This is a genomic window from Streptosporangium sp. NPDC000509, assembly GCF_042898365.1.
Lineage (GTDB): Bacteria > Actinomycetota > Actinomycetes > Streptosporangiales > Streptosporangiaceae > Streptosporangium.
The window spans coordinates 227438-252800 of record NZ_JBIAYX010000012.1; the positions used below are offsets into that span (position 1 = coordinate 227438).

Below are 25363 nucleotides of genomic sequence, written 5' to 3' on the forward strand. Positions count from 1 at the left end.
TGGGAATATTGCGCTCTTTCCCTTTTAAACGGCATATGTCGGCCATGCGTCATTAACCAGGTTCACGGGTAGCCGTTCACCGGTGCCCCTACCGTCGAGATCACTCGGGAAGTTGTTCTGCTGATCCTCGTCCTGGAGGTTCGTCGATGGAACGCCGCACATTCCTTCGTGCCTCGGTGCTCGGCACGAGCACCCTGGCCTTCACCGGAAGCCTCTGGCAGGGAGCCCTCGCGGCCCCGGCCCAGAACGCCACGGGCCCCTACGGTCCCCTGCTGGCCGCCGACGCCAACGGCATTCAGCTTCCCGCCGGGTTCACCAGCCGGGTGGTCGCCCGATCCGGCCAGGTGGTACCCGGCACCTCCTACACCTGGCACAGCGCTCCCGACGGTGGTGCCTGCTTCGCCGACGGCAGCGGCTGGATCTACGTGTCCAACTCGGAGATCAACCCCGGCGGCGGCGCCTCGGCGATCCGCTTCGACGCGGCGGGCAACGCCGTCTCGGCCGCCTCGATCCTGTCGGGCACCCGGCAGAACTGCGCGGGCGGCGCGACACCGTGGAACACCTGGCTGTCATGTGAGGAGGTCGACCGCGGCTACGTCTACGAGACCCGTCCCTTCGGCGGCGCGGCGACACAGCGTCCCGCCATGGGCCGCTTCAAACACGAGGCGGCCGCCGCCGACCCGGTCCGCAAGGTCGTCTACCTCACCGAGGACGAGAGCAACGGGCGGTTCTACCGCTTCGTCCCCTCCGTCTGGGGTGACCTGTCCTCAGGCACGCTGCAGGTGCTGTGCGCGGGCTCGGCCACCTCGGGCTCCTTCACCTGGGCGAACGTTCCCGATCCCGATGGTTCCCCGACCGTGACCCGCAGCCAGGTCTCCGGATCGAAGTCCTTCAACGGCGGCGAAGGATGCCACTACGCGGACGACACCGTGTGGTTCACCACCAAGGGCGACAACAGGGTCTGGCAGGTCAACGTCGCCGCCGGTACCTACGAACTCGCCTACGACGACAACCTCGTCAGCCCCGGCACCGCGCCGCTGACCGGCGTGGACAACATCACCGGCTCGACCTTCGGTGACCTCTACGTCGCCGAGGACGGCGGCAACATGGAGATCTGCCTGATCACTCCCAACGACACCGTCTCCCCGTTCCTGCGCGTCAACGGTCAGGGATCCTCGGAAATCACCGGTCCGGCCTTCACCCCCGCGGGCAATCGCCTGTACTTCTCCTCCCAGCGCGGCACGTCGGGTTCCTCCTCCGGGGGGATCACCTACTGCGTGACCGGTCCGTTCCGCACCTGAGGACGGCTGGGTGGTGCGGTGCCGGCCGCACCACCCAGCACGGTGAACACACAGGTCACGTTAACTTTCCGGATGCCTGGGGTCACTACGGTGCTCGACCATGGGATGGAAGACCAGGGTCAACACGGCTCTTGAAGGGATGACGGGCTACAGCGTCAGCAGGGTGCGGCGGGAAGTCGCGCCGCCGCCTCCAGCGCCACAACCCCCCGCCGACGTCCCCCGGCCGCCGGCCGATCCCAAGCTCGACCGGCTGGTGCGCGAGCCGGTGTTCGTGCTGTCGCCGGTGAGGTCGGGCTCCACCCTGCTGCGGGTCATGCTCAACAGCCATTCCCGGATCCACGCGCCGCACGAGCTGCACGTGCGGCGGCTGGCGGTCACGCTGACCACCGATCCGCTGCGGCAGGCGATGGAGACGCTCGGCTTCTCCACCAGTGACATCGAGCACCTGCTGTGGGATCGCATGCTCCACCGTGAGCTGACCGGAAGCGGCAAGCAGATCATCGTCGACAAGACGCCCAGCAACGTCTTCGCCCATCGTCGCCTCGCGACCTGCTGGCCGGACGCGCGCTACATCTTCCTGATGCGCCATCCCGCCTCGATCGCCCTGTCGTGGCACGAGGCCGATCCGCTGGAACGCCCCTGGGAGGAGGCGATCCAGCACACCCTGCGGTACATGCGCTACCTCACCGAGGCGCGGCGGCGGCTCGACGGGCTCACCCTGACCTACGAGAGAGTCGTCGCCGACCCCGAGAAGGAGATGCGCGGAGTCTGCGCCCACCTCGGGATCGACTACGAGCCGGGCATGGTCCGTTACGGAGACCACGAGCACGGAGAGTTCGTGAAGGGCATCGGAGACTGGCGCGACAAGATCAGAACCGGCAGGGTCCAGCCCGGCCGGCCGTTGCCCGCCCGAGACGAGGTCCCGGAGGAGCTCCGGGAGATCTGCGCCGAGTGGGGATATCTCTGACCGGGCCGATCCTGACGAGCCCTCGGTGAGCGGGGCGACACGAAGAGGTGCGGTGCTCTTCCGGTAGCCGGTGCTCTTCTCCGGTAGGCGGTGTTCTTCCGGTAGAAGGCATCGGCTCTTCCCGCGCGAAAACCGCGCCTCTTCCCTTCTCGGCGGGTTCCCTGATCGGCGGTCAGTCGATTCTAGAGAGTCTCTCTAGAATCGACTACGATTTCGCTATGAGACCTACCGTCGTCATCACCGGTGGCAACCGCGGGATCGGTTTGGCCACGGCCGAGGAGTTCACCCGTCGTGATCACCGGGTGGTGCTCGTGGCCAGGAATCCCGCGGCGGCGGGCGAGGCCGCCCGGCTCGGCGCCGACCTGGTCACCGGAGACCTCTCGACGTGCAAGGGGGTCCGGGCCGTCGCCGAGGCACTGGCCGGAACCTGCCCGAGGCTCGACGTGCTGGTCCACAACGCCGGGATCTGGCCGGCGGCGCGGCGGCTCACCGAGGACGGATTCGAGGAGTCCTTCGCCGTCAACCATCTGGCGCCCTTCCTGCTCAACCATCTGCTGGAGGATCGCCTGAGCAGAGTCGTCCAGGTCACCGCAGGCCTGTACGGCACGGGCCGGGTCGATCTCGCGCGCACCCCGACCGGTGCGGACTTCTCCCCGCTGCGGACCTACGCCACCACCAAGCTCTGCAACCTGACGCTGATGCCGCTGTGGGCCGAGCGCTGGAGGCCGCGGGACATCACGATCGACGCCGTCCATCCCGGAGTGATCAGGACCGGGCTCGGTGACCGGAGCGGTCTCGCGGGGGCGCTGCTGAAGGTCGCGAAGCGGCTGTGGAAGGCGCCGGCCGACGGCGCGGCACCGGTCGTACGGCTCGCGCTCGACCAGGCCGGCACCGGACGGTACTTCGACGTCGACCGCGAGCTGCCTCTCGCCCCGGTGGCCGCCGATCCCGCACAGGCGAAGAGACTGTGGGCACAGGCGGCGGAGCTGACCGGTGTCGCCTAGACAGCGTCGCGGCGAGGAGACCCGGGAGCGGCTGCTGGCGGCGGCGCTGGACCTCTACACGGAGAAGGGCGTCGACGGCTTCACCATGACGGCGGTGACCGCCACGAGCGGTGTCAGCGTCGGAAGCCTCTACCACCACTTCGGCAGCTTCGACGGGCTGGCGGCGGCCCTGTACGCACGCTGCCTGGCCGACCTGCTCGACGCCCTCATCGCCGCGCTCGACGCGGTGCCGCCGGAGCGGGCGGGAGGCCCAGGCGAGGGCACCGAGGCACGGGCCGCCGCCGGTATCCGGGCCGTGGTCACCGGATATCTCGATTTCACCCGCGAACACCGGGCCGCCGCGCGATTCGTCCACGCCTCCGCCTACGCCGACTTCCTGACCGCGCACACGGGTTCGATCGCGGCGGAGAAGGCGCCCAGACTGACCGGGATCCAGGGCTGGCTGCGACCGTACGTCGAGGCGGGGCTGGTCGTGGGACTGCCCGACGAGCTGATCGAGATGCTGGTCATCGGCCCGGTCGCGGAGACGGCCCGCCGCTGGCTGGCCGGGGCCCCCGGCATCGACCTGGACGAGGCGTCCCGGCTGCTTCCCGAGCGGATCTGGCGATCCCTGCGGGCTCCGGCGCCGGGATAGGAGAGGGTGGCTCACCCGCCGCACCTGGAACGTGCTGAGCCGGTATGAGTGCTTGACCGCGCACATACCGCGATATCGCCATTTCGTTCATGTCTTGTGGCCCCCGGTGGGAATCACCTCCTTGCGAAGAGTAAGGTTGCCCTGCCCTAATTTAGGTAAGGCTTCCCATCTATGGAGTGACGGTGTTCGCCAGTTACCTCATCGGATTGCGCGAGGGCTTGGAGGCCACGCTCGTCGTCTCCGTGCTCGTCGCGCTCCTCGTCAAGAGCGACCGGCGCGACCGGCTGCCCCTCGTGTGGGCCGGGGTCGGCGCCGCCCTCGTCCTGTCGGTCGCGTTCGGCGCGCTGCTCACCTTCACCGTCGCCCATCTGGAATACCGGCAGCAGGAGTTGTTCGAGGCGGTCACCTCGCTGCTCGCCACCGTGTTCGTCACCTGGATGATCTTCTGGATGCGGGGTGCCGCCCGGACGATCTCCGGCGACCTGCGCGCCAGGCTGAGCGAAGCCCTGGAGGTCGGCGCGGTCGCGGTGGTCGTGATGGCCTTCCTCGCCGTGGCACGTGAGGGCCTGGAGACCGCGCTGCTGTTCTTCGCCTCCGTGCAGGGAGCGACCGCCACCGCCGTTCCGCTGATCGGGATCAGCCTCGGCCTGCTCACCGCGGTCGCGCTGGGCTGGGCCGTCTACCGAAGCGCGATGCGGATCAACCTGTCCAAATTCTTCACCTGGACGGGCCTGCTGCTGATCCTGGTCGCCGCCGGCATTCTCAAGTACGGCGTGCACGACCTGCAGGAGGCCGGTGTCCTGCCGGGCCTGTCCACCTACGCCTTCGACATCAGCGCCGCGCTGCCCGCCGACTCCTGGTACGGCGCCCTGCTGTCCGGGATGTTCAACATCACCCCGCAGCCGAGCGTGCTGGAGACGGTGGCCTGGGCCGCCTACGCGGTGCCCACGCTCATCCTCTTCCTGCGGCCGCGGCGTGACCGCCCGACCCCGTCGACCGTCACTCCCTCCACCGACCCGCAGCCCGCGGGCTGAGACTTCCCGAACAGGACGATCATGCGTACTTCCCTTGCCGTCGCCGCGGGTGTCCTCGCCCTCGCCGGTCTCGTGGCCTGCTCCGCCGAGCCCACCGCAGCCCCGGGCGCGGGCACCTCCGCCGCACCGGCGAAGGGCGGCCCCATCGCGGTGGCCGCCACCGACACCGAGTGCAAGGTCGCGGTCACCGAGGTGGCCGCGGGCACCTCGACGTTCGCGATCACCAACGGTGGCACCAAGGTGACCGAGTTCTATGTGTACGCCCCCGGCGACCGGGTCATGGGCGAGGTGGAGAACATCGTGCCGGGCCTCACCCGCGAGGTGATCGTCGAGCTGCCGACCGGCAGCTACGAGACCGCCTGCAAGCCGGGCATGGTCGGCAAGGGCGTCCGCGGCCCGCTCAAGGTCACCGGCGAGCACAAGCCGCTCAGCGACGACGCCCAGCTCGCCGGGGCGACCGCGAGCTACAAGCGCTACATCAAGTCGCAGAGCGACACTCTGCTGGTCAAGACGCAGGAGTTCGTCGACGCGGTCAAGGCCGAGGACATCGAGAAGTCCAAGGCGCTCTTCCCGGTCTCCCGCACCTACTGGGAGCGGATCGAACCGGTCGCGGAGATCTTCGGGGATCTCGACCCGGCCATCGACGCCCGGGAGAACGACGTGGCCGAGGGGGAGGAGTGGACCGGCTTCCACCGGATCGAGAAGGACCTGTGGGTCAAGAAGGACGTCAGCAAGGACGGCCCGATCGCCGACAAGCTGATGGCCGACATCAAGACCATCGTGGAGCAGTCCAACTCCGCCGAGCTGTCGCCGGTGCTGCTCGCCAACGGCGCCAAGGGCCTGCTCGACGAGGTGGCCTCCGGAAAGATCACCGGCGAGGAGGACCGCTACTCGCACACCGACCTGTGGGACTTCGACGCCAACCTGCAGGGTTCCAAGGCCGCGGTCCAGGCGCTCCGCCCCGTCCTGGAGGAGCGCGCCCCGGAACTGGTGAAGACGCTGGACGAGAAGTTCGCCGGGGCCGAGGCGGCGCTCGGCGCGCACCGCAAGGGCGACGGCTGGAAGCTGCACACCGAGCTGTCCAAGGACGACCTCAAAAAGCTGTCGGACGCGATCAACGCGCTCGCCGAACCGATCAGCAAGATCGCCGCAGTGGTGGCGAAGTAACGACCGTCCCAGATGAGAGGAGGGGTTCGGTGAGCGAGCGGATCAGCCGCAGGAAACTGCTCGGCATGGGGGCGGCCGGCGTGGCGGTCGCCGGCGCGGGTGTGGTCGCGGTACGCGGGATCGGCGGCGAGCCCGCGCCCACCACGGTCGCCGCCGTCTCCGACGCCGTCCCCTTCTACGGTGAGCACCAGGCGGGCATCGTCACCCCGGCACAGGACCGGCTGCACTTCGTCTCCTTCGACGTGACGACCGACAAGAAGGCGGAACTGGCCGAGCTGCTGCAGGAGTGGACCGCCGCGGCGGCGCGGATGACGCAGGGCCAGGAGGCGGGCACGTTCGGCGCGATCGGCGGCCAGCCCGAGGCGCCGCCCGACGACACCGGCGAGGCGCTCGGCCTGCCCGCCTCCGGGCTGACGCTCACCGTCGGCTTCGGCGGGTCGCTGTTCGACGACAGGTTCGGGCTCGCCTCTCGCAGGCCGACCGCGCTCGCCGACCTGCCGCACCTGCCCGGTGACGCGTTGCTGCCGGAGATCTCCGGCGGCGACCTGTGCGTGCAGGCGTGCGCGCACGACCCGCAGGTGGCGGTGCACGCCATCCGCAACCTGGCGCGGATCGGCTTCGGCCGGGTCTCGGTGCGCTGGTCCCAGCTCGGCTTCGGCCGCACCTCGTCGACCTCGCGCGCGCAGGCGACGCCGCGCAACCTGATGGGGTTCAAGGACGGCACGGCCAATCTCAAGCTGGAGGACGTGCAGCTGCTGAAGGAGCAGCTGTGGGTGGGCCCCGGCGACGGCGCCGACTGGATGACCGGGGGCAGCTACCTGGTGACCCGCAAGATCCGGATGATGATTGAGACCTGGGACCGGGCGCCGCTGGCCGAGCAGGAGCAGATCTTCGGCCGGGACAAGGGCGAGGGCGCCCCACTGGGCGGGAAGAACGAGTTCGACGCGATCGACTTCGAGGCGAAGGGCGCCGACGGTAAGCCGCTCATCCTCGACGACGCGCACGTGCGGCTCGCGCACCCGTCCCACAACGGCGGTGCCCGCCTCCTGCGCCGCGGCTACAACTACGTGGACGGCTCCGACGGGCTGGGCCGGCTGGACGCCGGGCTGTTCTTCATCGCCTACCAGCGCGACCCGCACCGGCAGTTCGTCGCCGTGCAGCGCTCCCTGGCGGGCAAGGACTCCCTCAACGAGTACATCAAGCACGTCTCCAGCGGCCTGTTCGCCTGCCCACCGGGCGTGCGCGACGCGGGCGACTACTGGGGCCGCGCCCTGTTCGCCTGACCACCGAGGCCAGGGCTGGGGCGCACCCGGTGAAGCGGAAGGTCAGCGCAGGGTCCGGCAGAACATGTCGAGGGTGATCTCGATGATCTCGGTCGTGTCCTTCGCGCCGGCCTCGCCGGAGAATTCCGAGGCGAGGCGTCGGGTGCCCGCGCGCAGGACGCCCCAGGCGAGTTCGGCCCGCAGGGCGGGGTGGTCGTATCCCGCCTCACGGAGCACCTCGCAGAGCGGTTCGATGAGCGACGCGTGCAACTCCTCCAGTCGCGTCAGGCACTCGGCCGGCAGTCCGAGCGTCTGCGCCGCCGGGACCAGCGCGTAGTCGGTACTGCCGACGAACTCGAGCGCGACCCTGCCGTACGCCAGAAGCCGCTCGTCGAGTGGGGTGGCCGATCCGCCGGGCGAGGGGGCCGCCACGGTGGCGCGCAGCCGGTCGGCCCAGCGGGGGAAGGCCTCCTCGGTGAGCTGGGCGAGGATGTCGGCGGTGGAGGAGAAATAACGGTAGACACTCGATCGGGCCAGGCCGATCCGGGCACCCACCGCCGCCGGGGTGAGCGCGTGCACACCTCGTGCGGCCAGGACCTCGCGCGCCGCCTCCAGTAGGGCGGCATGCTGATTGGCTCGGTGGTCGGCGACGGTCGCCGCGCTGATCCTTGGCATCTACACCTCCTGTCGGCGCCCTCCGCCGTCCGGCTCGGGCGTCCCCGCTCCGTCACGGTCATTCTCCCCGTCTTCTTCCCCGTCCGCGCCATCACGGCCCCGGGTGGGAGCGGCGGTACGCGGGAGCAGGAACGTGAAGCCGAGCCCGGCCAGCAGGATCAGCCCGGTGATGACCGGCACCCTGCGGGTCGCCTCTCCACATCGGTGACCGTGAGTTCTAGGTCGTCGATTAACGCCGGAACGGCGACGTTCACGATCGTCGCATCGATGACGATCATCGACACACCGACCGCGAGAACGAGGAGAGGCAGCCAATTTTGCCGAGAATTTGGCGACGACATGTCGCGAACTATAGCAACACGATGTTGCTATCTACCCGGACGCGTCCTGTCCCTGAGTTCCCACGCCCGCCGGGTTGCGGCCTCTGGCCGTTCGCACTATTTTTTGACCATGCGGCCAGAAAAAAATCCAAGTGGCCAGAAACGGTCGTCGTTCATCGAGGAGGCCCGCCGCAAGCAGATCGTCGACAGCGCCATCGAGACCTTCACCGAGCTGGGCTACGCCAACACCTCGCTGGCGCGCATCGCCGAGCGCGCCGGGATCAGCAAGGGCGTGATCTCCTACCACTTCGCCGGCAAGACCGAGGTGATGGAGCAGATCGTCGAGCGGGTCTACCACGAGATCGCCGATTTCGTCCTGCCGCGGACGAACGAGGAGACCACGGTGGCCGGCGAGCTGCGGGCGAGCATCCGCGCCGTCGCCGAGTACATGCGGGGCCACCGCGCCCAGTTGCTCGCCCTCGGAGAGATCTTCAACAATCTCCGCACCCCCGACGGCAAGCCGCGCTACGGCATCGCCTTCAACGAACCGATCTACGAAGCACGGGAGGCGTTGTTCCGTCGCGGCCAGGAAAGCGGCGAGTTCCGCTCCTTCGACCCCCGCGTGATGTCCGTCACCGTGCAGGCCGCGATCGACGACATGTTCGCCTACTGGGTGGCCCACCCCGGCCACGACCTGGAAGCGCACGCCGAAGAACTGGCAGACCTGTTCGAGCACGCCGCTCGGGCCGAACCTCGCGGAGAGACGTCGAATCGATGACACAGTCCGTCAACCGGCCGGCCACGCCGTCCGGCACCCGCCCGCGGCTCCTTTACGTCGACAACCTGCGCACCGCCCTGATGGCACTCGTGGTGGTCCACCACTCCGTGATCGCCTACAGCAACGTGCCGCGCTGGTACTACATCGAACCCCCGGCCGACTCCTCGGCAACGCTGCTGGACATCCTGCTCGTGCTCAACCAGGCGTTCTTCATGGGCGCCTTCTTCCTCGTCTCGGGGCTCTTCGTGCCGGGCTCCCGCGACCGCAGGGGGACCCGGCGATTCCTGAAGGAGCGGCTGCTGCGCCTGGGAGTCCCGCTGCTGCTCTGGCTGCTGGTGCTCCGCCCCCTGGTGACCGTCGGCCGGTACACCGCCGAGAGGGACGCCGCCGTCCAGCGGGGGAGTGAGCTGCCCTACTGGGAGTTCTACCTGAGCTCGTTCACATCCGGGCCGATGTGGTTCGTCGAGGTGCTGCTGGTGTTCAGCGTGCTCTACGTCCTCTGGCGGCACCTCACCGGCGAGGACCGGCGCGCATCCGAACCGGCCCCGGCCGCGGGGCGGGCGCCCGGCGCCGTCGCGATCGTCGGGTTCACCGTCGGGCTGGCCCTCGTCACCTACCTGTGGCGCATCGTGGTGCCGATGGGCATCTCCGTGCTGGGGTTGCCCTCACCCGCCTACCTGCCGCAGTACGTGGCACTGTTCGTCGTCGGGCTGGTCGCGGCCAGGCGCGGCTGGCTGGAGGGTCTCTCCAGAACGGCCGGCCGGGTCGGGTTCGCCGTCGCGGCCGTCGCCGCGGTCGTGCTCGTCCTCTGCCTGATCTTCGCGGGAGAGGGGATCCTGGGCCACGGCACCCCGGCGTCCCTGATAGCGGCAACCTGCGAGTCGGTGCTCGCCGTCGGTGTCATCCTCGGCCTGCTGGTGTTGTTCCGGGAGCGGTTCGGCCACCAGGGACGCCGCCGCCGGTTCCTGTCGGCGCACGCCTACGCCGTCTACGTGATCCATCCGGTGGTGCTCGTCGCCCTGGGTTACGCCCTTCGCGACGTGCAGGCGCCCGCGGTCGCGAAGGCCGCGTTGCTCACCGCGCTCGCGCTGCCGCTCTGCTGGGCGACGGCGTACCTGGTCCGCGCCCTGCCCGGTGCGCGCAAGGTGCTCTGAACCGGGTAAATGAGCTGGGCAGGTGCGGAGGAGGCCGGATAAGGTGGCGATCAACAGCGATGACGGAGACAAGTAGAGCCTCGATCACCGGAGTCGGAGAGAGCCGCCGGCAGCTGCGAAGGCGGACTCCGGCCGGGGCGCGAAGACCCTCCCGAGCTGCGGGGAAGAACGGCCTCCGGGCCCAGTAGAGTCCCGCCGAATCGCCCACGTCAAGGGTTTGCCGAGGCCGCGCCGCACCAACCGGCGGCGTGGCGAAGGTGTGGTGGTACCGCGAGGATCCCGCTCGCCCACGCCTCTCAGGGGACGCGTTGCGAACTCAAGGAGGTCACCACCATGCAACGCATCCTGTCCACCCAGCTGTCCGCGCACGTCGGTGAGACCGTACACGTCGCGGGCTGGATTCACCGCCGCCGGCTCCTGAAGTCGGTCGCCTTCCTGATCCTGCGCGACGCCACGGGCCTGACCCAGGTCGTGGTGTCGGAGGAAACCGTCCGCGCCCAGTTGGAGGCCCTGCCGGAGGAGACGACGATCTCCGTCGTCGGCACGGTCACCGCCGAGCGGTCCGCGCCGGGCGGAGTCGAGATCACCTCGCCGGTGATCGAGGCACTGACCGACCCCGCGCAACCGGTCCCGTTCGACCTCTATCGGCCCGACCTGCGCGCGAGCCTGCCGACGATGCTCGACCACGCGCCGGTCGCCCTGCGCCACCCGAAGCTCGCCGCCGTCCACCGCATCGGCGCGGCCGCGGTCGGCGGCTTCCGTACGGCGCTCGAAGCCATGTCGTTCGTCGAGATCCACACCCCGAAGATCGTGGGCGCGGCGACCGAGAGCGGCGCCAACGTCTTCCGGCTCGACTACTTCGGCCGCCCGGCCTACCTGGCGCAGTCGCCCCAGCTCTACAAGCAGATCATGGTCGGCGTCTTCGAGCGGGTCTACGAGGTCGGACCGGTCTTCCGCGCCGAGCCGAGCGACACCGCCCGCCACCTGGCGTCGTACACGTCCCTCGACGCCGAGATGGGCTTCGTCGAGGACCACCGCGACGTCATCGCCGCGTGTCACGCGACGGTCGCGGGCATGCTGGCCGGTATCCGGGCGGCGGCCGGTCCCTCGCTCGAGCTTCTCGACGTCACCATGCCCGTACTGCCGGAGAGCCCCGTGGTGGTGCACTTCTCCGACGTCCTTGAGATGATCGGCAAGGCGACCGGCGAGGACATCACCGCCGAGCCCGACCTCGCACCGGCGCACGAGCGCTGGATCGGGGAGTGGGCCTCGCGCGAGCACGGCTCGGACTTCGTGTTCGTCGAGGGGTACCCGACCGCGCATCGTGCCTTCTACACCCATCCGGACCCGGCGCGGCCCGGCCACTCACGCGCGTTCGACCTGATATTCCGTGGCCTGGAGCTGGTCAGCGGCGGCCAGCGGATGCACCGCCACGACGACTACGTGCGAACGCTGACCGCGCGTGGTGAGAGCGACCTGTCGGCGTACTCGGGATATCTCGACGCGATGCGCTCCGGTATGCCACCGCACGGTGGCTTCGCCTTCGGGCTGGAGAGGTTCATGGCACGCCTGCTCGACGTGCAGAACATCCGCCAGGTCACGCTCTTCCCCCGGGACCTGCACCGGCTCGCCCCGTAAACGACTCGCTCTCCGTCGTGGCGTAGGTGCGGGTGGCCGGTCGGCCACCCGCACCTACCGGCGGTTCGTCACTCCTGCGCGGCGAAGGAGAGCTGACCGACAGGGTGAGATTTCCGTCAAAGACGCTGGTGAACGGCAGTATCAGAATGGAACCGTCCAAATTTTCAAAAAACGACAGACCCTGATTTTCGCTGTTATCTTCATCCCGTTCACATGATCATGGACCGCTTGCAGCAGCGGTTCGATGACATCAATGGGGGAAGAAGATGACAGATTCACGATCGGGAGATTCGCGGCCGAGAGGCTCGCGACTCCCGAGAAGGCACCTCGTCGCGGCGTTCACCGCGACCTGTGCCTTCGTCACGATCTGGGGAGGTGGCGTGGCCTCGGCGGCGGCGCCGAGCGTCACGATCAAGCCGTCGGCCGACACCTCCTACTCGCAGGTGTCCCAGGACGGTAACGGCAGCGCCAAGACGACGCTCGCGACCTGCCCGCAGTCCTGCGAGGGGAACTCCGCCGGAGAGCGGCAGGCGGTCGTCGCCTTCACGGTCGCCGGCCTTCCCGCCGGAGCCACCAACGTGAAGGCCCGCCTGGAGCTGTACTCCTGGAACGCCTTCGCCGCGACCACGACCACCGCCCACAAGGCGAGCGGCGGCGCCTCGGCCGCCGGAACCTGGGAGAGCAGGCCGACGCTCGGCTCCGCGCTGGACTCCTCCAGCGCGGTCACCAAGGGCTACAACGCCTGGGACGTCTCCTCGGCCGTCACGGGCAACGGCGCGGTGACCTTCGCCGTCCGCCAGTCGACCAGGAACACCCGCACCTACTGGGCCTCCGCCGACAACTCCAACGCGGCGATCCGGCCGCGCCTCGTCGTCACCTACACCACGGGCGGCACGGCCACTCCCACGCCGACCGCGAAGCCCACGGCAACGCCGACGGTGAAACCGACCGTCACGCCCACGGCCACACCGACCGTGAAGCCGACCGCCACACCGACGGCGACCTCCACGAACCCGCCCGGGTGGAAGCTCGTCTGGTCCGACGAGTTCGACGGCACCGCGCTCGACACCAAGAAGTGGAACCCCAAGGACAGCTCCGTGGACTACGACCGCGCCTGCATCACCAGCAGGCCGGAGAACCAGTTCGTACGCGATGGCAACCTGACGGTGCGGGCACTCAAGGAAGACTGGAAGTGCGCCGGCACGACCCGTCACTACACGACCGCCTACCTCGACACGAAGGGCAAGGCGTCGTTCGCCTACGGCCGCTTCGAGGTGCGCGCGAAGTCGCCGAACGGGCCGACCAATTCCACGGGCCTGTGGCCCGCCTTCTGGATGAGGCCGGACGACGGGGGCAACGGCGAGATCGACGTCACTGAGCTTCCCGGCGGTGCCAAGTACTACAAGGCCGCGACCGCCGCGATCTTCCGTGACTACACGCCCACCAAGAGCGACTTCCGCTACACCTTCCCGAGCGGTTACCCGGGCGACGGCTTCCACACCTACACCACCGAGTGGGAGCCCGGGGTGATCCGCTGGTACATCGACGGCAAGGAGATCTGGCGCCGGGAGGGCAACACGCCCGCCTGGCTGAAGGAGACCTTCGGCTCCGACGCGAGCTACAAGCGCAAGTTCCACCTGCGGATCAACTTCCAGGTCGGCGGCTGGCTGGGCGACCCGGACGCCTCGACCACCTTCCCGGCCGACTTCAAGGTCGACTACGTGCGCGTCTGGCAGCGCTAGACCGACCGTCCCGTGCTGGGACGGCTGACCGGCGGCGCCGCGTCTGGCGGCGCCAGACCGACCGTCCCCGCACCGGTCCGGTGCGGGGCGGCTGCAGTGGGGTGAGGGCCTTCGGGGCCGGTGCGGATCGGCGAGATCCGCAGCGCGGCGACCCGAAGGCCCTCATGCCGCGCCGCGACATCCCGCAGTGTGACCGGAAAGCTCTCATGCTCCGCCGTGACATCCCGCTGACGGAGACCGGCGAAAACCGGGCAAGCCGTGCCCGGCCTGCCTCAGCGCGTCTCCCCGCCGACCTGTGACTCCTGGCGGGTCATGCGCAGAGCCGACTGTACGATCTCCTCCAGATGCTCGCTGTGCGCGCCACGCCAGTAGATCTGCCCGCACTCCGAGCATCGGCCGTAGACGTCGTAGGAGCGCCTCGTCCCGGTCTCCAGCAGGCGGTCGATCTCGCTTTTTTCGACGGGGGCCAACTCCCCGTTGCAGGCCGTGCAGCGGGTCCATGGCCGCAGCGGCGGCGCGAACCGTTCCAGCAGGTCGCGAAGCTGGTCGTTCGCCTTGGTGCCTCGTACGTAGGCGCCGAGCCAGAGCGCCCGGCGGCACAGCAGGCCGTGATCCTGGGTGAGCAGCACGCGGCGTTCCCTGTTCGCCTCGGCGACGAGGGAGGGATCGTCCATGTCGTTGTGGTAGGTCGCGTCCACGCCCAGCAGTCGGAGCCGTCGCGCGAGAGTGCCCAGGTGGACGTCGAGCAGGAACCGGGGCGCGTGCCGGCCGGGTTCGAGCGGCACCCGCTGAGGGCGGGGCACGGCGTGAACGTGGACCACGTCACCGGCGACGGGCTGATAGGACGTGTCGACCTCCGCGCCCTCGACGATCAGCGGCCCCACCTCGGGCAGCGGGACGCCGATCGACTCCACGACATGGCCCAGCGTCGACGTCCCGTCCGGCGTCACCCGCTGCCACTCGCGTCGCCGTCGCGCGGGCAGGAACAGCAGCAACTCGGGGACGATACGCAGGTGGACGTCGGATTCGCTCACCCCCTCAGCATGCCATCCGCCCCAGGAGCCTCGACACGTATTAAACGATGGCTTGCGGGACCGCTCGGCACGGGTATCAGGGCGGCGTCGGGCCCTTGTCCGTACGACTGGAGTGGGTGCTTCGCCAGGAGAGAAGCCGCCGGAAACCGGTGGTAAGCGTTGAAGCCCGACGTTATCCATATAACGTCATCTTTGGGAGCATATCTTGTCTAACCTGATCAAATATGCTTGATAGTCTCATTTTAAAGGCGTTAGAGGGCATTCAGCTTCTCGAGCTGATGTCCGTTCCGGGGTATTATCGGCACCCATGATGGCCTCGCGATGGCTTAACTTTCCTGAAGCGCTTGACTGCTCTGTGGCCGGCGTCGAAGCTCACCAAGTGCAGGGACGACATCAGGCAGTCCGCCAGATGGGAGCACATCGTGCGGCTAGATTTCGTAGGCGTTGATCCAGGCAACCCCGATGATGATTGCCCAGCGGTATTCGTTGATCCCGAGACGGGAGACTTCTACTTCCAGGGCGATACAGTCACCGATAAGGACATCCTGGCGTGGATCAACTCTGACAGCAGAATCAAGGACTCAGAGTCGGTAGTACGACTCCCCGCCGTCATGGCGGCGATCATCATGGAGGCGGCCCGTGGCAGCTACGAGCGCGGGAAGCGACGCTTCGCACCGGATACCCACCCCAGGCCTGCTGAAGACGTTCGGACGAGACTCGAAGAAGCCGACCTTCGCTGAACTGCTGGCCGACTGCACCAGTTCAGCGGTGCATCTTGAAATGCACGATCAGCACATCACCACCGATCCGCGTTATCTGGCTTGGAAGAAAGGCCTACCACAACCGGAGACGCCAGGTGGGATCGCGTTTCGCGGATTGATCAGCAGTGCGGTGGCACGTGGTGTGATCATTCGTCGGGCTCGGATTGTTTCCGAGCCGGCGAGCGACTACATCCGCTGGGAACACAGCATGACAGCAGGTCACAACATCGCTGCAGGTGAATTGGTTCGTTGGCTACCTCGCGCTCTGGCTTCCACACTCGCACTACCGGGTAACCCGTTCTGGGTGTTCGATGACCGCTTGGTGAGGTTTTCTCTCTTCAGTGGTGACGGCGAAGTGACGGGACACCAGTTCAGCGAGGACCCTGCTGTTGTCGGTCTCTGCGCGATGGCGTTCGAGACGGTGTGGGACCTTGGGATCGATCACGAAGCGTACTCTCCGACGACCACCTGATCAGCGCTCGTGCCGTCCTCGTCTTCTTCCAGCGCTCAGCATGCCCGCCAGGCCCTTGCCAACCAACTTCGCGAGATCCGCCTTCAAGCCGGGCTGTCGGCCAAAGAGTTGGCCGCCCGCGCCGGCTGGCATGGCAACACAAAGGTCAGCAAGATTGAGCATGGCACTCGACCCGCATCCGCTGACGACGTTCGCGCCTGGTGTCAGGTATGCGGGGTTCCGCCGCAGCGCACCGACGAACTGCTTGCCGAGCAGCAATCGATGGCAGGAACGTGGGTTACGTATCAGCGACTGAACCGTGCGGGTCTTCGCCAGGCGCAACTCTCGGTTCGGCCGATCTACGATCGCACTTCTCTCATTCGGGCCTACCAGTCCAGGACCCTCCCTGGTCTGATTCAGACTGCCGGATTTACCACTACGTCTTTGGAGCAAGTTCGCATACGTCAAGGTGTTTAAATCGACGATGTTGCGGCTGCCGTTGTCGAACGAATGGATCGTCAGCGAGTACTTCGACAAGGAAATCGTAAGTTTGTATTCATTCCCGAAGAAGCCGTTCTGTGTTACCGGCTTACCAGCACGGTGGAACACGCCGAACAACTCGCTCACCTAATGGAGATCATGAAATTTCCCTCTGTGTCCATAGGCGTGATCCCGCTGACCGTCGACCGGGAATATGTTCGCCCAATTGAGGGATTTGTCATCTTTGGCGACGAACAGGTGTCGATCGAACTGCTGTCCGGTTACCTGAAGATCACTCAGCCGAAGGAGATCGCCATGTACTCCAAGGAATTCGCGGCACTCGCTTCGGTGGCGGTGTACGGCCACGGGGCCCGCAACCTCATAACTGCGGCTCAGGAGGCTTTGCCGCTCTAGGGGGCAATGTCGGGCAACCTCGTTGAGCTTTGAAAACACACCCTTCTACTCTCTGAGTAATGGCATTTGAGCAGAGGGTGACGGCGGTGTGTGTCGGGACGTTATGCGTCCCAGAACCCATGTGTCATCACCTCTACTGCAGGGCTCGTAGTGAGCTCGCCATCCTCTGGGGCTGGACATGTCCAGTTCTGGTCCAGAGGGCGGGCTGTTCATGCCAGATGGCAATGAGTTGGTGGCAGGTGTCTTCCCCGGCGCAGCATCTGTGCCTGTGGCTCGCCATCCTGCCCCTCAGGGAATCCAAGATCGCTTCATTGCTGTGAAGGGAGGTGTACGTACATGGACATTTATACCGTGGATATGACCGGGGTCTCGTTCCGTCGTCTCTGTGGGGGGAATCAGCAGGAGGAAGAACAGGAAAGCTGTGTGGAGATAGCGGATATTCCGGGACAGCCAGGAATTTTCGCACTGAGAGACAGCAAGAACCCTGCAGCGGGCATGCTGCGATTCACGCATGAAGAACTGGTCGGCTTCGCCGCCGGCGTGGATACGCTGTAAAACGAAAAAGGCCCCCGCGTGTCTACGCGCGGGGGCTGTCGCTCTTAGTGGGGATGAGATGTCGGGGCATTACCATTCTTACCAGTGGGTTGGCCAGGCCGCTTCTCTCGATAAAGCGGACGGGGTTCGCAGGCCGCCGCTCCCGCCCACGCCTACGGACGATTTCCGTAATTCCCCGCTACCGCCCTTCCGTATGTGTGATTGGCTCCTTAAGCCGCCGACCCACATCAAAACAACCGGGGCCTCGAAACGGTGCTCGCCTGGCTGGAAGAACAATTGCGCCAGCTTGAGCCGCTTTTTGCCTACCCCGACCAAGAGCGGCGTTTGGGGGACACCGAGGGGCGGCTCAAGGATGCTCGGGACGCGCTGAGGCATTGTGGAAGCATGGCCTGGGGGCATTGGCTGAGGGCAGAGCGTTTCGGGCTTACGTCCGTGGTCGGCTGCCGCGACGTTCACGCTCCCCACTATCGGTGCCCGACCGGTCGGTGAGCCGGTGCGTCACCGAATTCACGTACGCCCGTCGGGAGATGACGTCCTCGTGAAGCCGCGCCCAGGCGCAGGCGCTGGAGACGTGTCGCAGGGGGAGACCGGATGAGACTTTCCTTGATATCCGACCCTGCTCAGAGGAGGCGGCCCGCGATCATGCGCGCTTCCCGGTTCGTCGAAGCGATTCGTGAACAACGGGCCCGGCGGCGAGAAGGATCTCGCCGCCGGGCCTCTCACCGTCGTCCCCGCCGCGATGGCAGGCGCGGCCAGGTCAGGATGGAGTCAGGCACCCCACGTGCCGGTGGGGTCAGCTCCTGGTCCATTTCTGGCTGCTCGTGCCGGTGCAGGACCACAGCTGCACCTTGGTTCCGTTGCCGGTCCCGAAGTTGCTCGCCTCCAGGCATTTGCCGGACTGCACGCCGGTGATGGTGCCGTCGCCGTTGATGTTCCACTGCTGGTTGGTTCCGCCGTTGCAGTCCCAGATGATCACCTGGGTGCCGTTGGCGGTGCCCTGGCCGGAGGCGTCCAGGCACTTGTTGCCGTACACCTGCAGCTGCTTACCGGAGGTGGAGGTCCAGCGCTGGTTGGTGCCGTTGCCGCAGTCCCACAGCTGGAGCTGGGTGCCGTTGGTGGTGGTCGCGTTCGGGACGTCCAGGCATCGGCCGGCGTTGACGTTGCGCAACACCGACGTCGACCCGGGGTCGGGGCCGGGACCGGGGTCGGAGGAGGGGGGCAGCAGCGTGACGGTGTAGGAGTCGTCGATGGCGGTGTGCGGCAGGTTGACCGTCGTGCCGTTGCCGGACAGGGTCACCACGGAGTTCTGGACGGTGACCGGGGCCGTGACGGCGCCGCCGCCGTTGTAGGGGATGCGCTCGGCGACGACCCTCACCTGGTTGTTCTCCACGATGCCGCTGGTGGCGTCCAGGCGTCGCAGGTTGACGGCGATGTTGCCGGTCGTGGTGCCGCCGCCGACCAGGATCTTGGCCGTCCCCGCCGCCTTGGTGGCGAACGCGTCGTACGAGGCGCTGGGGGTGACGGACACGATCTGGCCGGTCTGCGAGCCGTAGAAGCGGTAGGCCCACCATTCGCCCTTCGGCTGGTACTGGCCCGACGAGTTGCGGACGAGCAGGTTGCCGAGGTCGTTGTGCAGGTTTCCTCCGCCCGCCCAGTTGGCGCGCAGGCCGTCGGCGCCGGCTCGCTCCAGGCGCGCGATGTACCAGGAGCCGTCGGCTGGGTTCTGCTCGTTGGACGCCCCGTATTCGTTGATCTGGTAGGGCCGTGGGTGCGGGATGCCACGGGAGTTCAACGTGGTGTCGGCCGCCGCCACGTTGGCCACCGGGTCGCCCGGCAGGGAGTGCCAGCTGATGATGTCGGGGACCACGTTGTTGGCCTTGACGTAGTCGAGGTACTGGTTCCAGAAAGCGTGGCCGGTGGACGGCACGCACGCGCAGCTCGGTCCGACGATGAGCTGCGTCGGGAACGCGGCCCGGATGCGCTGGTAGGTGCGGCGCCACAGTTCGAGGTACTGGGAGATCGGGCGGTTCCAGAAGAGGGTGATGTTGGGCTCGTTCCACAGGTCCCACTGCACCGGGGCGCCGGTGGCCTGCACGTCGTTGATCAGACGGGTGAGGAAGTTGTCGTAGTCCGTCCAGTTGCCGTTGTCGCCGGGGAAGCGCGAGATCGGGTAGCCGTCGGCGCCCCACAGGTCGTGGACGAGCAGGATGAACTCCCCGCCCAGTGACCGGGTGCGCAGCAACTGGGCACGGGTGGCGTTCCACCGTCGGTCGTACTTGCCCGACACCCAGCCACCCGGGCTGTCGAGCTGTGCCCCACCGGCCCGCATGTACCGGAACTTCACGTCGGTGAAGTACTGGTTGGGCGGGCCCGACGCGTTCTCGGTCATGCCGTAGATCCAGCCGGAGGCACGGTAGGTCGGAGTGCCACCGCCGGCGGAGAAGTCGACGGCGATGGACTGGTCCGCGGCCTGGGCCGGCGTGGCGGACGTCACGACGGGGCCCGCGACGAGGGCGCCGACGGCGAGAAAGGCGGCGATCGCGCGGCGGCCTCTGTGCCGCCTGCCGGGGGTGATGTCCGCCTCTGGCGTCTCAGACGCGTGAGGGCGGGGCGGATGGGCTGGGAGCGATGGCGTGAGACGCCACAGTCGGGCTCGGCGGACGATGTCGCCAACGTTCATCTTCGGCTCTCCTCACTCGTGAGTGCTGCGCGCACATGTGAGTGGAACGGCTTCGTGGGGGGTGGGGGCTCGAAAACCGGGATGTCCCTAAGTCGAATCGATTCGACCGCAGCCTAGATTTCGCTGTCAGTGATGTCAACAACGTGTGTTATAGAAGTAAACGCATGGTTTCGGGCGCTGCTGACTTCTGTCGAGCGTCGGCCAGGTCATGCTCGGCCCCGGATTCGGTGGTTGAGGCGAATCGGTTCGATGATCCGGCCCGGAATCCACGGGATGACGCAGGTTGTCACGGACCGGCGATGACGGCCCGCCGACGGGTGCACGGGAGAGGGGCCGGTCCGACGGCCGTCGGTAGAATGATCACGCCATACGGTGCGGCGGGAAATCGGGATGCGAGCCGGACCCGGAACCATATCGATCTTCAGATGACTGAAAGTTTCATCGCGGAGGCCCTGCACGGGGTGCGGCCGCGAAGGAGAACGCTCCACGCCGAAGTGCGCCCGGCCGCTCGAACCCGCACGGTTCGACGCGAGGTTGCCTCAGGGGCCCACGCTGTCCGATGAGTACGACATATCTGAACGGTTCATATGAGGATGGTCGACGCGGATACCTGTGAGGCTGGGCATCACCGCTGTTGAAGGGGTAAAACGGCTAACCATGGTCGGACCCTCGGTGTGCGAATGGTGAAATAAGCAGGCTTAAGGTCTTGACGGGCCTCATGACTCCGACCGTAATTAGAGGCGAGGCCCCGGGGACGCGCTCCTTCCGGAACCTCTGCGGCCGGATCACATGGGCGCAGTGTGGAGGCGCTTCGCGGCACTCCGCATCATGGCGGTCCACGTCGACATCCACAACCTCGCTTCGCCATGCGTCCCTTCGTGGTGTCCCGGTGAGGAGCAGCGGGTTCAACCGGCGCGGGTCGACCGGAAACGAAAGGCGAACGAGTGAAACGCATGATCAGAGCGGTGCTGGCGGCCGTCGTCCTGTGCCTGGCCTCCGCCGGAGTCCTCGTCGGGCTACCGTCGGCGTCCGCCGCGGCCCTGACCCGGGTGACGAATTTCGGAACCAACCCGACGAACCTCAACATGTACATCTACGTGCCGGACAGGGTCGCGGCACGGCCCGCACTGCTGGTGCTGACCCACTACTGCGGCGGGTCGGCCGGCGCGATCTTCAACGGCAACGGGCACGACTACGTGACCGCGGCCGACAGGTACGGATACGTCATCGTGGTTCCGGAGGTCACCCGCAGCGAGAAATGCTTTGACGTGTCCACCCCCGCCGCGCTGCGGCGCGACGGCGGCGGCGACTCCACCGGTGTCATGGCGATGGTCACCTGGGCGCGGCAGCGCTACAACGTGGACCCGGAACGGATCGTGGTCAGCGGGTTCTCCTCGGGGGCGATGATGACCAACGTGCTGGCCGCCCAGTATCCGGACGTGTTCGCCGCCGGTTCGGCGTTCTCCGGAGTTCCCGCGGGGTGTTTCGCGACCACGAACGGATCGCTGTGGAACAGCCAGTGTTCGGGCGGGCAAATCATCAAGACGGCGCAGCAGTGGGGCGACCAGGCCCGGTCGATGTATCCCGGATACACCGGGCGCTACCCACGGATGCAACTGTGGCACGGCAGCACGGACACGACGCTGCACTACAACAACTTCGGTGAAGAGATCAAGCAGTGGACGAACCTGCACGGGCTGAGCCAGACTCCGGCGTTCACCGACCGTCCGCAGTCGAACTGGACCCGGACCAGGTACGGCGTCACCTCGGCCCAGGCCACGGTGGAGGGGATCAGCATCAGCGGGGTCGGCCACCAGCTGCCGATGAGCGGCCAGCTCGCCTATGCCATCACCTTCCTCGGCCTCGACGGCGGCGGCTCTTCCACGCCGTCCCCCTCACCGTCCGTCTCCCCGTCCCCGTCGCCGTCACCTTCGGGGGGCACGGGTGCTCTGCGGGGTGTGGGGTCGGGGCGGTGCCTGGACGTGGCAGGCGCCTCGCAGGCCAACGGTGCCGCGGCGAACATCTGGGACTGCAGCGGGCAGCCCAACCAGCGGTGGACCTCCACCGCCGCCGGTGAGCTGCGGGTCTACGGCGGCAAGTGCCTGGACGTCAACGGCGCCGGGACCGCCGACGGCTCCGCGGTGATCATCTGGGACTGCAACGGGCAGAACAACCAGAAGTGGCGCCTGAACGCCGACGGCACCATCACCGCGGTCGGAGCGAACAAGTGCCTGGACGTCTCCGGGTACGGCACCGCCAACGGCACCAGGGTGCAGATCTGGAGCTGCACCGGTGCCACCAACCAGAAGTGGACGCGGATCTGACCGACGCGGCAGGGATGGGGAGGCCGACGTCCCGGACCAAGGGAAAGCGGGTCCGTGGACGTCGGCCTCCGTTGTGGTCCACGCCCGGTACGGGGGAGTGGTAGGCGTGGACCGTCTCCGGGGTCAGGGGATCGGGGGACGATCCCGGCTGCCCCGGAGGTCTGGGGGGTTCAGGGCTGGGTGGGGAGGTCGAACCAGACGGCGGTGCCGAGTTGGCCGGTGCCGCACAGGCGGGTCCATTGGGTGCCGCAGTGGCCGTGGGTGAGTTCGGTGACGATGCGCAGGCCCCGGCCGCCGAGTTCGAGGTCGTCGATGCGGTCTGGGACGGTCGGTGGGCGGCGTAGGAGATGGTCGATGAGGGTGGTTCCGGCTCCGGCGTCGACGACCTCGGCGCGGACGGGCAGATTGTGGTCGTGCAGGAGGCGTAGTTCGTAGGGGGCGGGGGCGTAGCGGGTGGCGTTGGTGACGAGTTCGGAGACGACGATCTCCAGGTCGTCGAGCACGTCAGGGGCCGGGAGCTGTTTGCCCAGCTGGTCGCGGAACAACTCCCGGGCACGGCGGGCCGCGTTGCCGGGAGGCAGACACCAGGCGACCATTCGGAAGCGGTTCTGGGCTCTGCCGTACTCGCCGGGGTCCGGAACATGCTCGATGAGCATCGTCGCTCCTAAAGGGTGTGATTTGGGGCAAGTTCTGTGATCAGGTCGGCAGACGCTCTGTCGGCGGCTTGGGCTTCGCGCTTACCGCTTTCCGCAGAGCCGTGCCGCTTCGCTACTCAAAGCCCACTCCCGTTGATCAGAAGCAGGCGGCGCTTCCGGGGAGCCTGTCGATTTCTTACAGATGCATCGTTGTTTGTGCGCTTTCGAAGACTTCTGTGATCTTGGTTTGTCACTACGACTCCATCCGTGGATGGGCAATTGTCGGTTTTCTAGTTAAATATTCCCTGGCGGCTCGCTGGCGTATGCCTAGAATGCAGGTAGTCGCGGGCTTCCTGCATGAAAAGACGCTGGACATTTCTGCGACAGAAAACCTCGGACGGTGTAAGAAGTATCGCTACTGTGTAAGCAAGTGTCAGCAACGCATCCAGGAAGGTAGGGGCGGCCATGGCTGGCAACGTCGATTCGCAGCTCTCCCCGCTTAAGCGCTTCGGCCGTGAGCTGGCAAGATGCCGCAAGGAGGTAGGGTGGTCGCAAAGACGGCTGTCCGACCGCATAGGGTGCTCGCCATCCCTTGTAGGCCACATCGAGGTCGGTAGTCGTAATCCGCAACTCGACTTCTCGATGGCCTGCGACCGCCTCTTCGGTCTTTCCGATGAAAACCATTTTGTCCGGCTATATCGGCGAATACATCAGTCGTCCTCCGGACCTGGATGGTTCCTTCGCTGGCTGGAAGAGATAGAGCCCGGGGCGACCGTGCTACGCATCTGGGCGCCTTTCCTGGTTCCTGGCCTGCTCCAGACAGAGGACTATGCGCGAGCCGTCTTCCTCGGCCGCTTCTCGACCCCCGAGGCAGAGGTGGAAGAGCAGGTGGCGAGTCGCATGCAGCGACAGGAAATTCTCAACCGCGACAATCCGCCTGAGATGCGCGTACTTTTGGATGAGTGGGTGCTCAATCGCCCAATTGGTGATAAGAAAGTCATGTACGAACAGCTCAGCCATCTACTAGCCGTCGCGAAGCGTCGTCACGTGACAGTGCAACTCGTTCCCTACGACACCGCTTGCACGGATGGCCTGTCGTCGGCATTCGTCATCGCGGAGTTGACCGATGCGCCAACCACTGTCTCCGTAGACTCCGCAGGTAAAGGCGAGGTTTCAGAGGAAAATGATCTCGTTACGCAGATCTTGGACCGGTATGACAGGCTGAGCACAGAGGCATATCGTCCAGGCGAATCACTCGAAAAGATCAAGGAAGCAGTAGAGCGATGGAACTCAAGGATCTGAGCGGCGCGGACCTTGCCAGGGCCGTATGGAGGAAAAGTTCCCGCAGTGGCAACAATGGTGGTGAATGCGTTGAGGTTGCCAGTAATCTGCCCGGGTTCATCGCGATCAGGGACAGTAAGAATCCGACAGGCCCTGCGCTCGTCTTCGGCCCGGACGAGTGGTCGGCGTTTCTGGGCGGTGTCAAGGGCGGCGAGTTCGACATCTGAGATCCGTCGGTCTCGTCCGATGGTTGCCTGCGGGTAGACGTCGAGCGGAAAACGGGGCGCGTGCTGAAGAATTACCGGGCCGTCGAGGTCGCGCGTGAGAAAGCCCTCGCCCCCGATGAGTCGGTGACGCTGATCAAGGACGTGAGAAAGGCGATCTGATGACCGATGATCAGAATTGGATCACCAGCAGCTACAGCGGCAGTGGCCAGCAGTGTGTCCAGATGAAGCCGATGCCGTCCGGGGTCGCCATCCGCGATTCCAAGAACCCGGAAGGACCCAGGCTCCTGTGCACCCCCGATGCCTGGAGATCCCTGGTGACCGAGGCGCGGAACGGCTCCTACGACCTGCCCTCTCACCTTCCCGAAACACCATCCCATCTGCCCAAACCGGCAGCAGCAGCCCTCGGGTTGGCCGCCGCCGAATGGCTGTCCACTCCTAACCCCGGCGACACCCACCTGTCGATCGCGTTCGTCGACGCTCACATAGCGATGCGTCTCACCCCCGCGGAGGAGACGCTCGTGTTCACTCCAGGCGAGTGGAACGCGTGGTTGTCCGGAGCCAGGGATGGCGAATTCGACCATCTCGCCTGAGCTGCTCAAACTCCGCAGGTAAAGGCGAGGTTTCAGCGGAACACGATCTCGTCACGCGGATCACCGCGCTGTCTTCGGATGGGTCGGCGTGGAGGCCGACGATCCGCGTTCTTCTGGAGCGAACTCCGGATCCTTGTCCATGATCCACGAGCGGGTGCGGCGCCGGCGCACAGCGCTGGGCCGTACTGAGAAAACCCGGGTCGATGTGGCATTCTTCGGTCGAAGCGTGCCCCAGGAGAATTCACCAATCCCGAT

The 25363-nt window shown here is 66.8% G+C and carries 25 protein-coding genes; 20 read left to right on the forward strand and 5 right to left on the reverse strand.

The features are described 5' to 3' along the window. Positions 1-146: 146 nt before the first annotated feature. From ACFY3D_RS23245 to efeB, 7 genes are all read left to right on the forward strand, one after another. A complete protein-coding gene (locus ACFY3D_RS23245) occupies positions 147-1301 on the forward strand; it encodes an alkaline phosphatase PhoX (RefSeq protein WP_389982309.1) in 1155 nt (384 codons plus the stop codon). A gap of 100 nt (positions 1302-1401) precedes the next feature. Continuing rightward, a complete protein-coding gene (locus tag ACFY3D_RS23250) occupies positions 1402-2268 on the forward strand; it encodes a sulfotransferase family protein (protein ID WP_389982313.1) in 867 nt (288 codons plus the stop codon). 218 nt (positions 2269-2486) lie between these two features. Then, positions 2487-3272 carry an SDR family NAD(P)-dependent oxidoreductase gene (locus ACFY3D_RS23255; RefSeq protein WP_389982316.1) on the forward strand — a complete coding sequence of 262 codons (786 nt, stop codon included), beginning with the start codon at positions 2487-2489 and terminating at the stop codon, positions 3270-3272. Next, positions 3262-3906 carry a TetR/AcrR family transcriptional regulator gene (locus ACFY3D_RS23260; protein ID WP_389982319.1) on the forward strand — a complete coding sequence of 215 codons (645 nt, stop codon included), beginning with the start codon at positions 3262-3264 and terminating at the stop codon, positions 3904-3906. Before ACFY3D_RS23255 ends, ACFY3D_RS23260 begins: the two co-directional genes overlap by 11 nt. 182 nt (positions 3907-4088) lie before the next feature. After that, entirely contained in the window at positions 4089-4940 is an 852-nt protein-coding gene (efeU, locus tag ACFY3D_RS23265; protein WP_389982322.1) for an iron uptake transporter permease EfeU, read from the forward strand. A gap of 21 nt (positions 4941-4961) precedes the next feature. Then, positions 4962-6107, forward strand: coding sequence for an iron uptake system protein EfeO (gene efeO, locus ACFY3D_RS23270; RefSeq protein WP_389982325.1), 1146 nt, complete (start codon positions 4962-4964; stop codon positions 6105-6107). A 29-nt stretch (positions 6108-6136) separates the two neighbouring features. Then, positions 6137-7390: an iron uptake transporter deferrochelatase/peroxidase subunit gene (gene efeB, locus ACFY3D_RS23275; RefSeq protein WP_389982328.1), complete on the forward strand. Its 1254-nt coding sequence runs from the start codon at positions 6137-6139 to the stop codon at positions 7388-7390. A 42-nt stretch (positions 7391-7432) separates the two neighbouring features. Here the strand turns inward: efeB and ACFY3D_RS23280 are convergent, their stop codons facing one another. Both ACFY3D_RS23280 and ACFY3D_RS23285 read right to left on the reverse strand, forming a co-directional pair. Further along, positions 7433-8044, reverse strand: a complete 612-nt coding sequence (locus ACFY3D_RS23280; RefSeq protein ID WP_389982331.1) for a TetR/AcrR family transcriptional regulator — start codon at positions 8042-8044, stop codon at positions 7433-7435. After that, positions 8045-8224, reverse strand: a complete 180-nt coding sequence (locus ACFY3D_RS23285) for a hypothetical protein (protein ID WP_389982334.1) — start codon at positions 8222-8224, stop codon at positions 8045-8047. Between the two features lie 270 nt (positions 8225-8494). Here ACFY3D_RS23285 and ACFY3D_RS23290 point away from each other — a divergent pair, with 270 nt between their 5' ends. The 4 genes from ACFY3D_RS23290 to ACFY3D_RS23305 all read left to right on the forward strand — a co-directional run bounded on the left by ACFY3D_RS23290 (position 8495) and on the right by ACFY3D_RS23305 (position 13676). Then, positions 8495-9142 carry a TetR/AcrR family transcriptional regulator gene (locus ACFY3D_RS23290; protein ID WP_389982337.1) on the forward strand — a complete coding sequence of 216 codons (648 nt, stop codon included), beginning with the start codon at positions 8495-8497 and terminating at the stop codon, positions 9140-9142. Then, positions 9139-10296, forward strand: a complete 1158-nt coding sequence (locus ACFY3D_RS23295) for an acyltransferase (protein WP_389982340.1) — start codon at positions 9139-9141, stop codon at positions 10294-10296. The genes ACFY3D_RS23290 and ACFY3D_RS23295 overlap by 4 nt, the downstream gene beginning before the upstream one ends. A 333-nt stretch (positions 10297-10629) precedes the next feature. Continuing rightward, on the forward strand, positions 10630-11934 hold the full coding sequence (aspS, locus tag ACFY3D_RS23300) for an aspartate--tRNA(Asn) ligase (protein WP_389982343.1): 1305 nt from the start codon (positions 10630-10632) through the stop codon (positions 11932-11934). 380 nt (positions 11935-12314) lie between these two features. After that, complete coding sequence (locus ACFY3D_RS23305) at positions 12315-13676, forward strand: family 16 glycosylhydrolase (RefSeq protein ID WP_389982346.1); 1362 nt, start codon at positions 12315-12317, stop codon at positions 13674-13676. A 272-nt stretch (positions 13677-13948) separates the two neighbouring features. Here ACFY3D_RS23305 and ACFY3D_RS23310 read toward each other — a convergent pair whose 3' ends face one another. Continuing rightward, on the reverse strand, positions 13949-14710 hold the full coding sequence (locus ACFY3D_RS23310; RefSeq protein WP_389982349.1) for a Mut7-C RNAse domain-containing protein: 762 nt from the start codon (positions 14708-14710) through the stop codon (positions 13949-13951). A gap of 344 nt (positions 14711-15054) precedes the next feature. On the opposite strand from ACFY3D_RS23310, the gene ACFY3D_RS23315 reads away from it, so the two are divergent. The 5 genes from ACFY3D_RS23315 to ACFY3D_RS23335 all read left to right on the forward strand — a co-directional run bounded on the left by ACFY3D_RS23315 (position 15055) and on the right by ACFY3D_RS23335 (position 17371). Further along, positions 15055-15450, forward strand: a complete 396-nt coding sequence (locus ACFY3D_RS23315) for a hypothetical protein (RefSeq protein ID WP_389982352.1) — start codon at positions 15055-15057, stop codon at positions 15448-15450. Between the two features lie 28 nt (positions 15451-15478). Further along, entirely contained in the window at positions 15479-15943 is a 465-nt protein-coding gene (locus tag ACFY3D_RS23320) for a DUF6879 family protein (RefSeq protein WP_389982355.1), read from the forward strand. A 9-nt stretch (positions 15944-15952) separates the two neighbouring features. After that, positions 15953-16399 (forward strand): helix-turn-helix domain-containing protein, encoded by a 447-nt coding sequence (locus ACFY3D_RS23325; RefSeq protein WP_389982358.1) that lies wholly within the window; start codon positions 15953-15955, stop codon positions 16397-16399. 33 nt (positions 16400-16432) lie between these two features. Continuing rightward, entirely contained in the window at positions 16433-16816 is a 384-nt protein-coding gene (locus ACFY3D_RS23330) for a Scr1 family TA system antitoxin-like transcriptional regulator (RefSeq protein ID WP_389982361.1), read from the forward strand. 336 nt (positions 16817-17152) lie between these two features. Then, positions 17153-17371: a DUF397 domain-containing protein gene (locus ACFY3D_RS23335; protein ID WP_389982364.1), complete on the forward strand. Its 219-nt coding sequence runs from the start codon at positions 17153-17155 to the stop codon at positions 17369-17371. 793 nt (positions 17372-18164) lie between these two features. Here ACFY3D_RS23335 and ACFY3D_RS23340 read toward each other — a convergent pair. Continuing rightward, complete coding sequence (locus tag ACFY3D_RS23340; RefSeq protein WP_389982367.1) at positions 18165-20051, reverse strand: ricin-type beta-trefoil lectin domain protein; 1887 nt, start codon at positions 20049-20051, stop codon at positions 18165-18167. A 953-nt stretch (positions 20052-21004) separates the two neighbouring features. Between ACFY3D_RS23340 and ACFY3D_RS23345 the strand changes: the two genes are divergently transcribed. Then, on the forward strand, positions 21005-22375 hold the full coding sequence (locus ACFY3D_RS23345) for a PHB depolymerase family esterase (RefSeq protein WP_389982522.1): 1371 nt from the start codon (positions 21005-21007) through the stop codon (positions 22373-22375). 170 nt (positions 22376-22545) lie between these two features. Here ACFY3D_RS23345 and ACFY3D_RS23350 read toward each other — a convergent pair whose 3' ends face one another. Beyond that, entirely contained in the window at positions 22546-23031 is a 486-nt protein-coding gene (locus tag ACFY3D_RS23350) for an ATP-binding protein (protein ID WP_389982370.1), read from the reverse strand. A 444-nt stretch (positions 23032-23475) separates the two neighbouring features. Between ACFY3D_RS23350 and ACFY3D_RS23355 the strand changes: the two genes are divergently transcribed. The 3 genes from ACFY3D_RS23355 to ACFY3D_RS23365 all read left to right on the forward strand — a co-directional run bounded on the left by ACFY3D_RS23355 (position 23476) and on the right by ACFY3D_RS23365 (position 25108). Further along, the gene (locus tag ACFY3D_RS23355; RefSeq protein ID WP_389982373.1) at positions 23476-24312 is read left to right on the forward strand and encodes a Scr1 family TA system antitoxin-like transcriptional regulator; all 837 of its coding nucleotides are present in this window, start codon (positions 23476-23478) and stop codon (positions 24310-24312) included. Continuing rightward, positions 24294-24518, forward strand: a complete 225-nt coding sequence (locus tag ACFY3D_RS23360) for a DUF397 domain-containing protein (protein ID WP_389982376.1) — start codon at positions 24294-24296, stop codon at positions 24516-24518. The genes ACFY3D_RS23355 and ACFY3D_RS23360 overlap by 19 nt, the downstream gene beginning before the upstream one ends. A gap of 158 nt (positions 24519-24676) precedes the next feature. Then, on the forward strand, positions 24677-25108 hold the full coding sequence (locus tag ACFY3D_RS23365; protein ID WP_389982379.1) for a DUF397 domain-containing protein: 432 nt from the start codon (positions 24677-24679) through the stop codon (positions 25106-25108). The last annotated feature ends 255 nt before the right edge of the window (positions 25109-25363 follow it).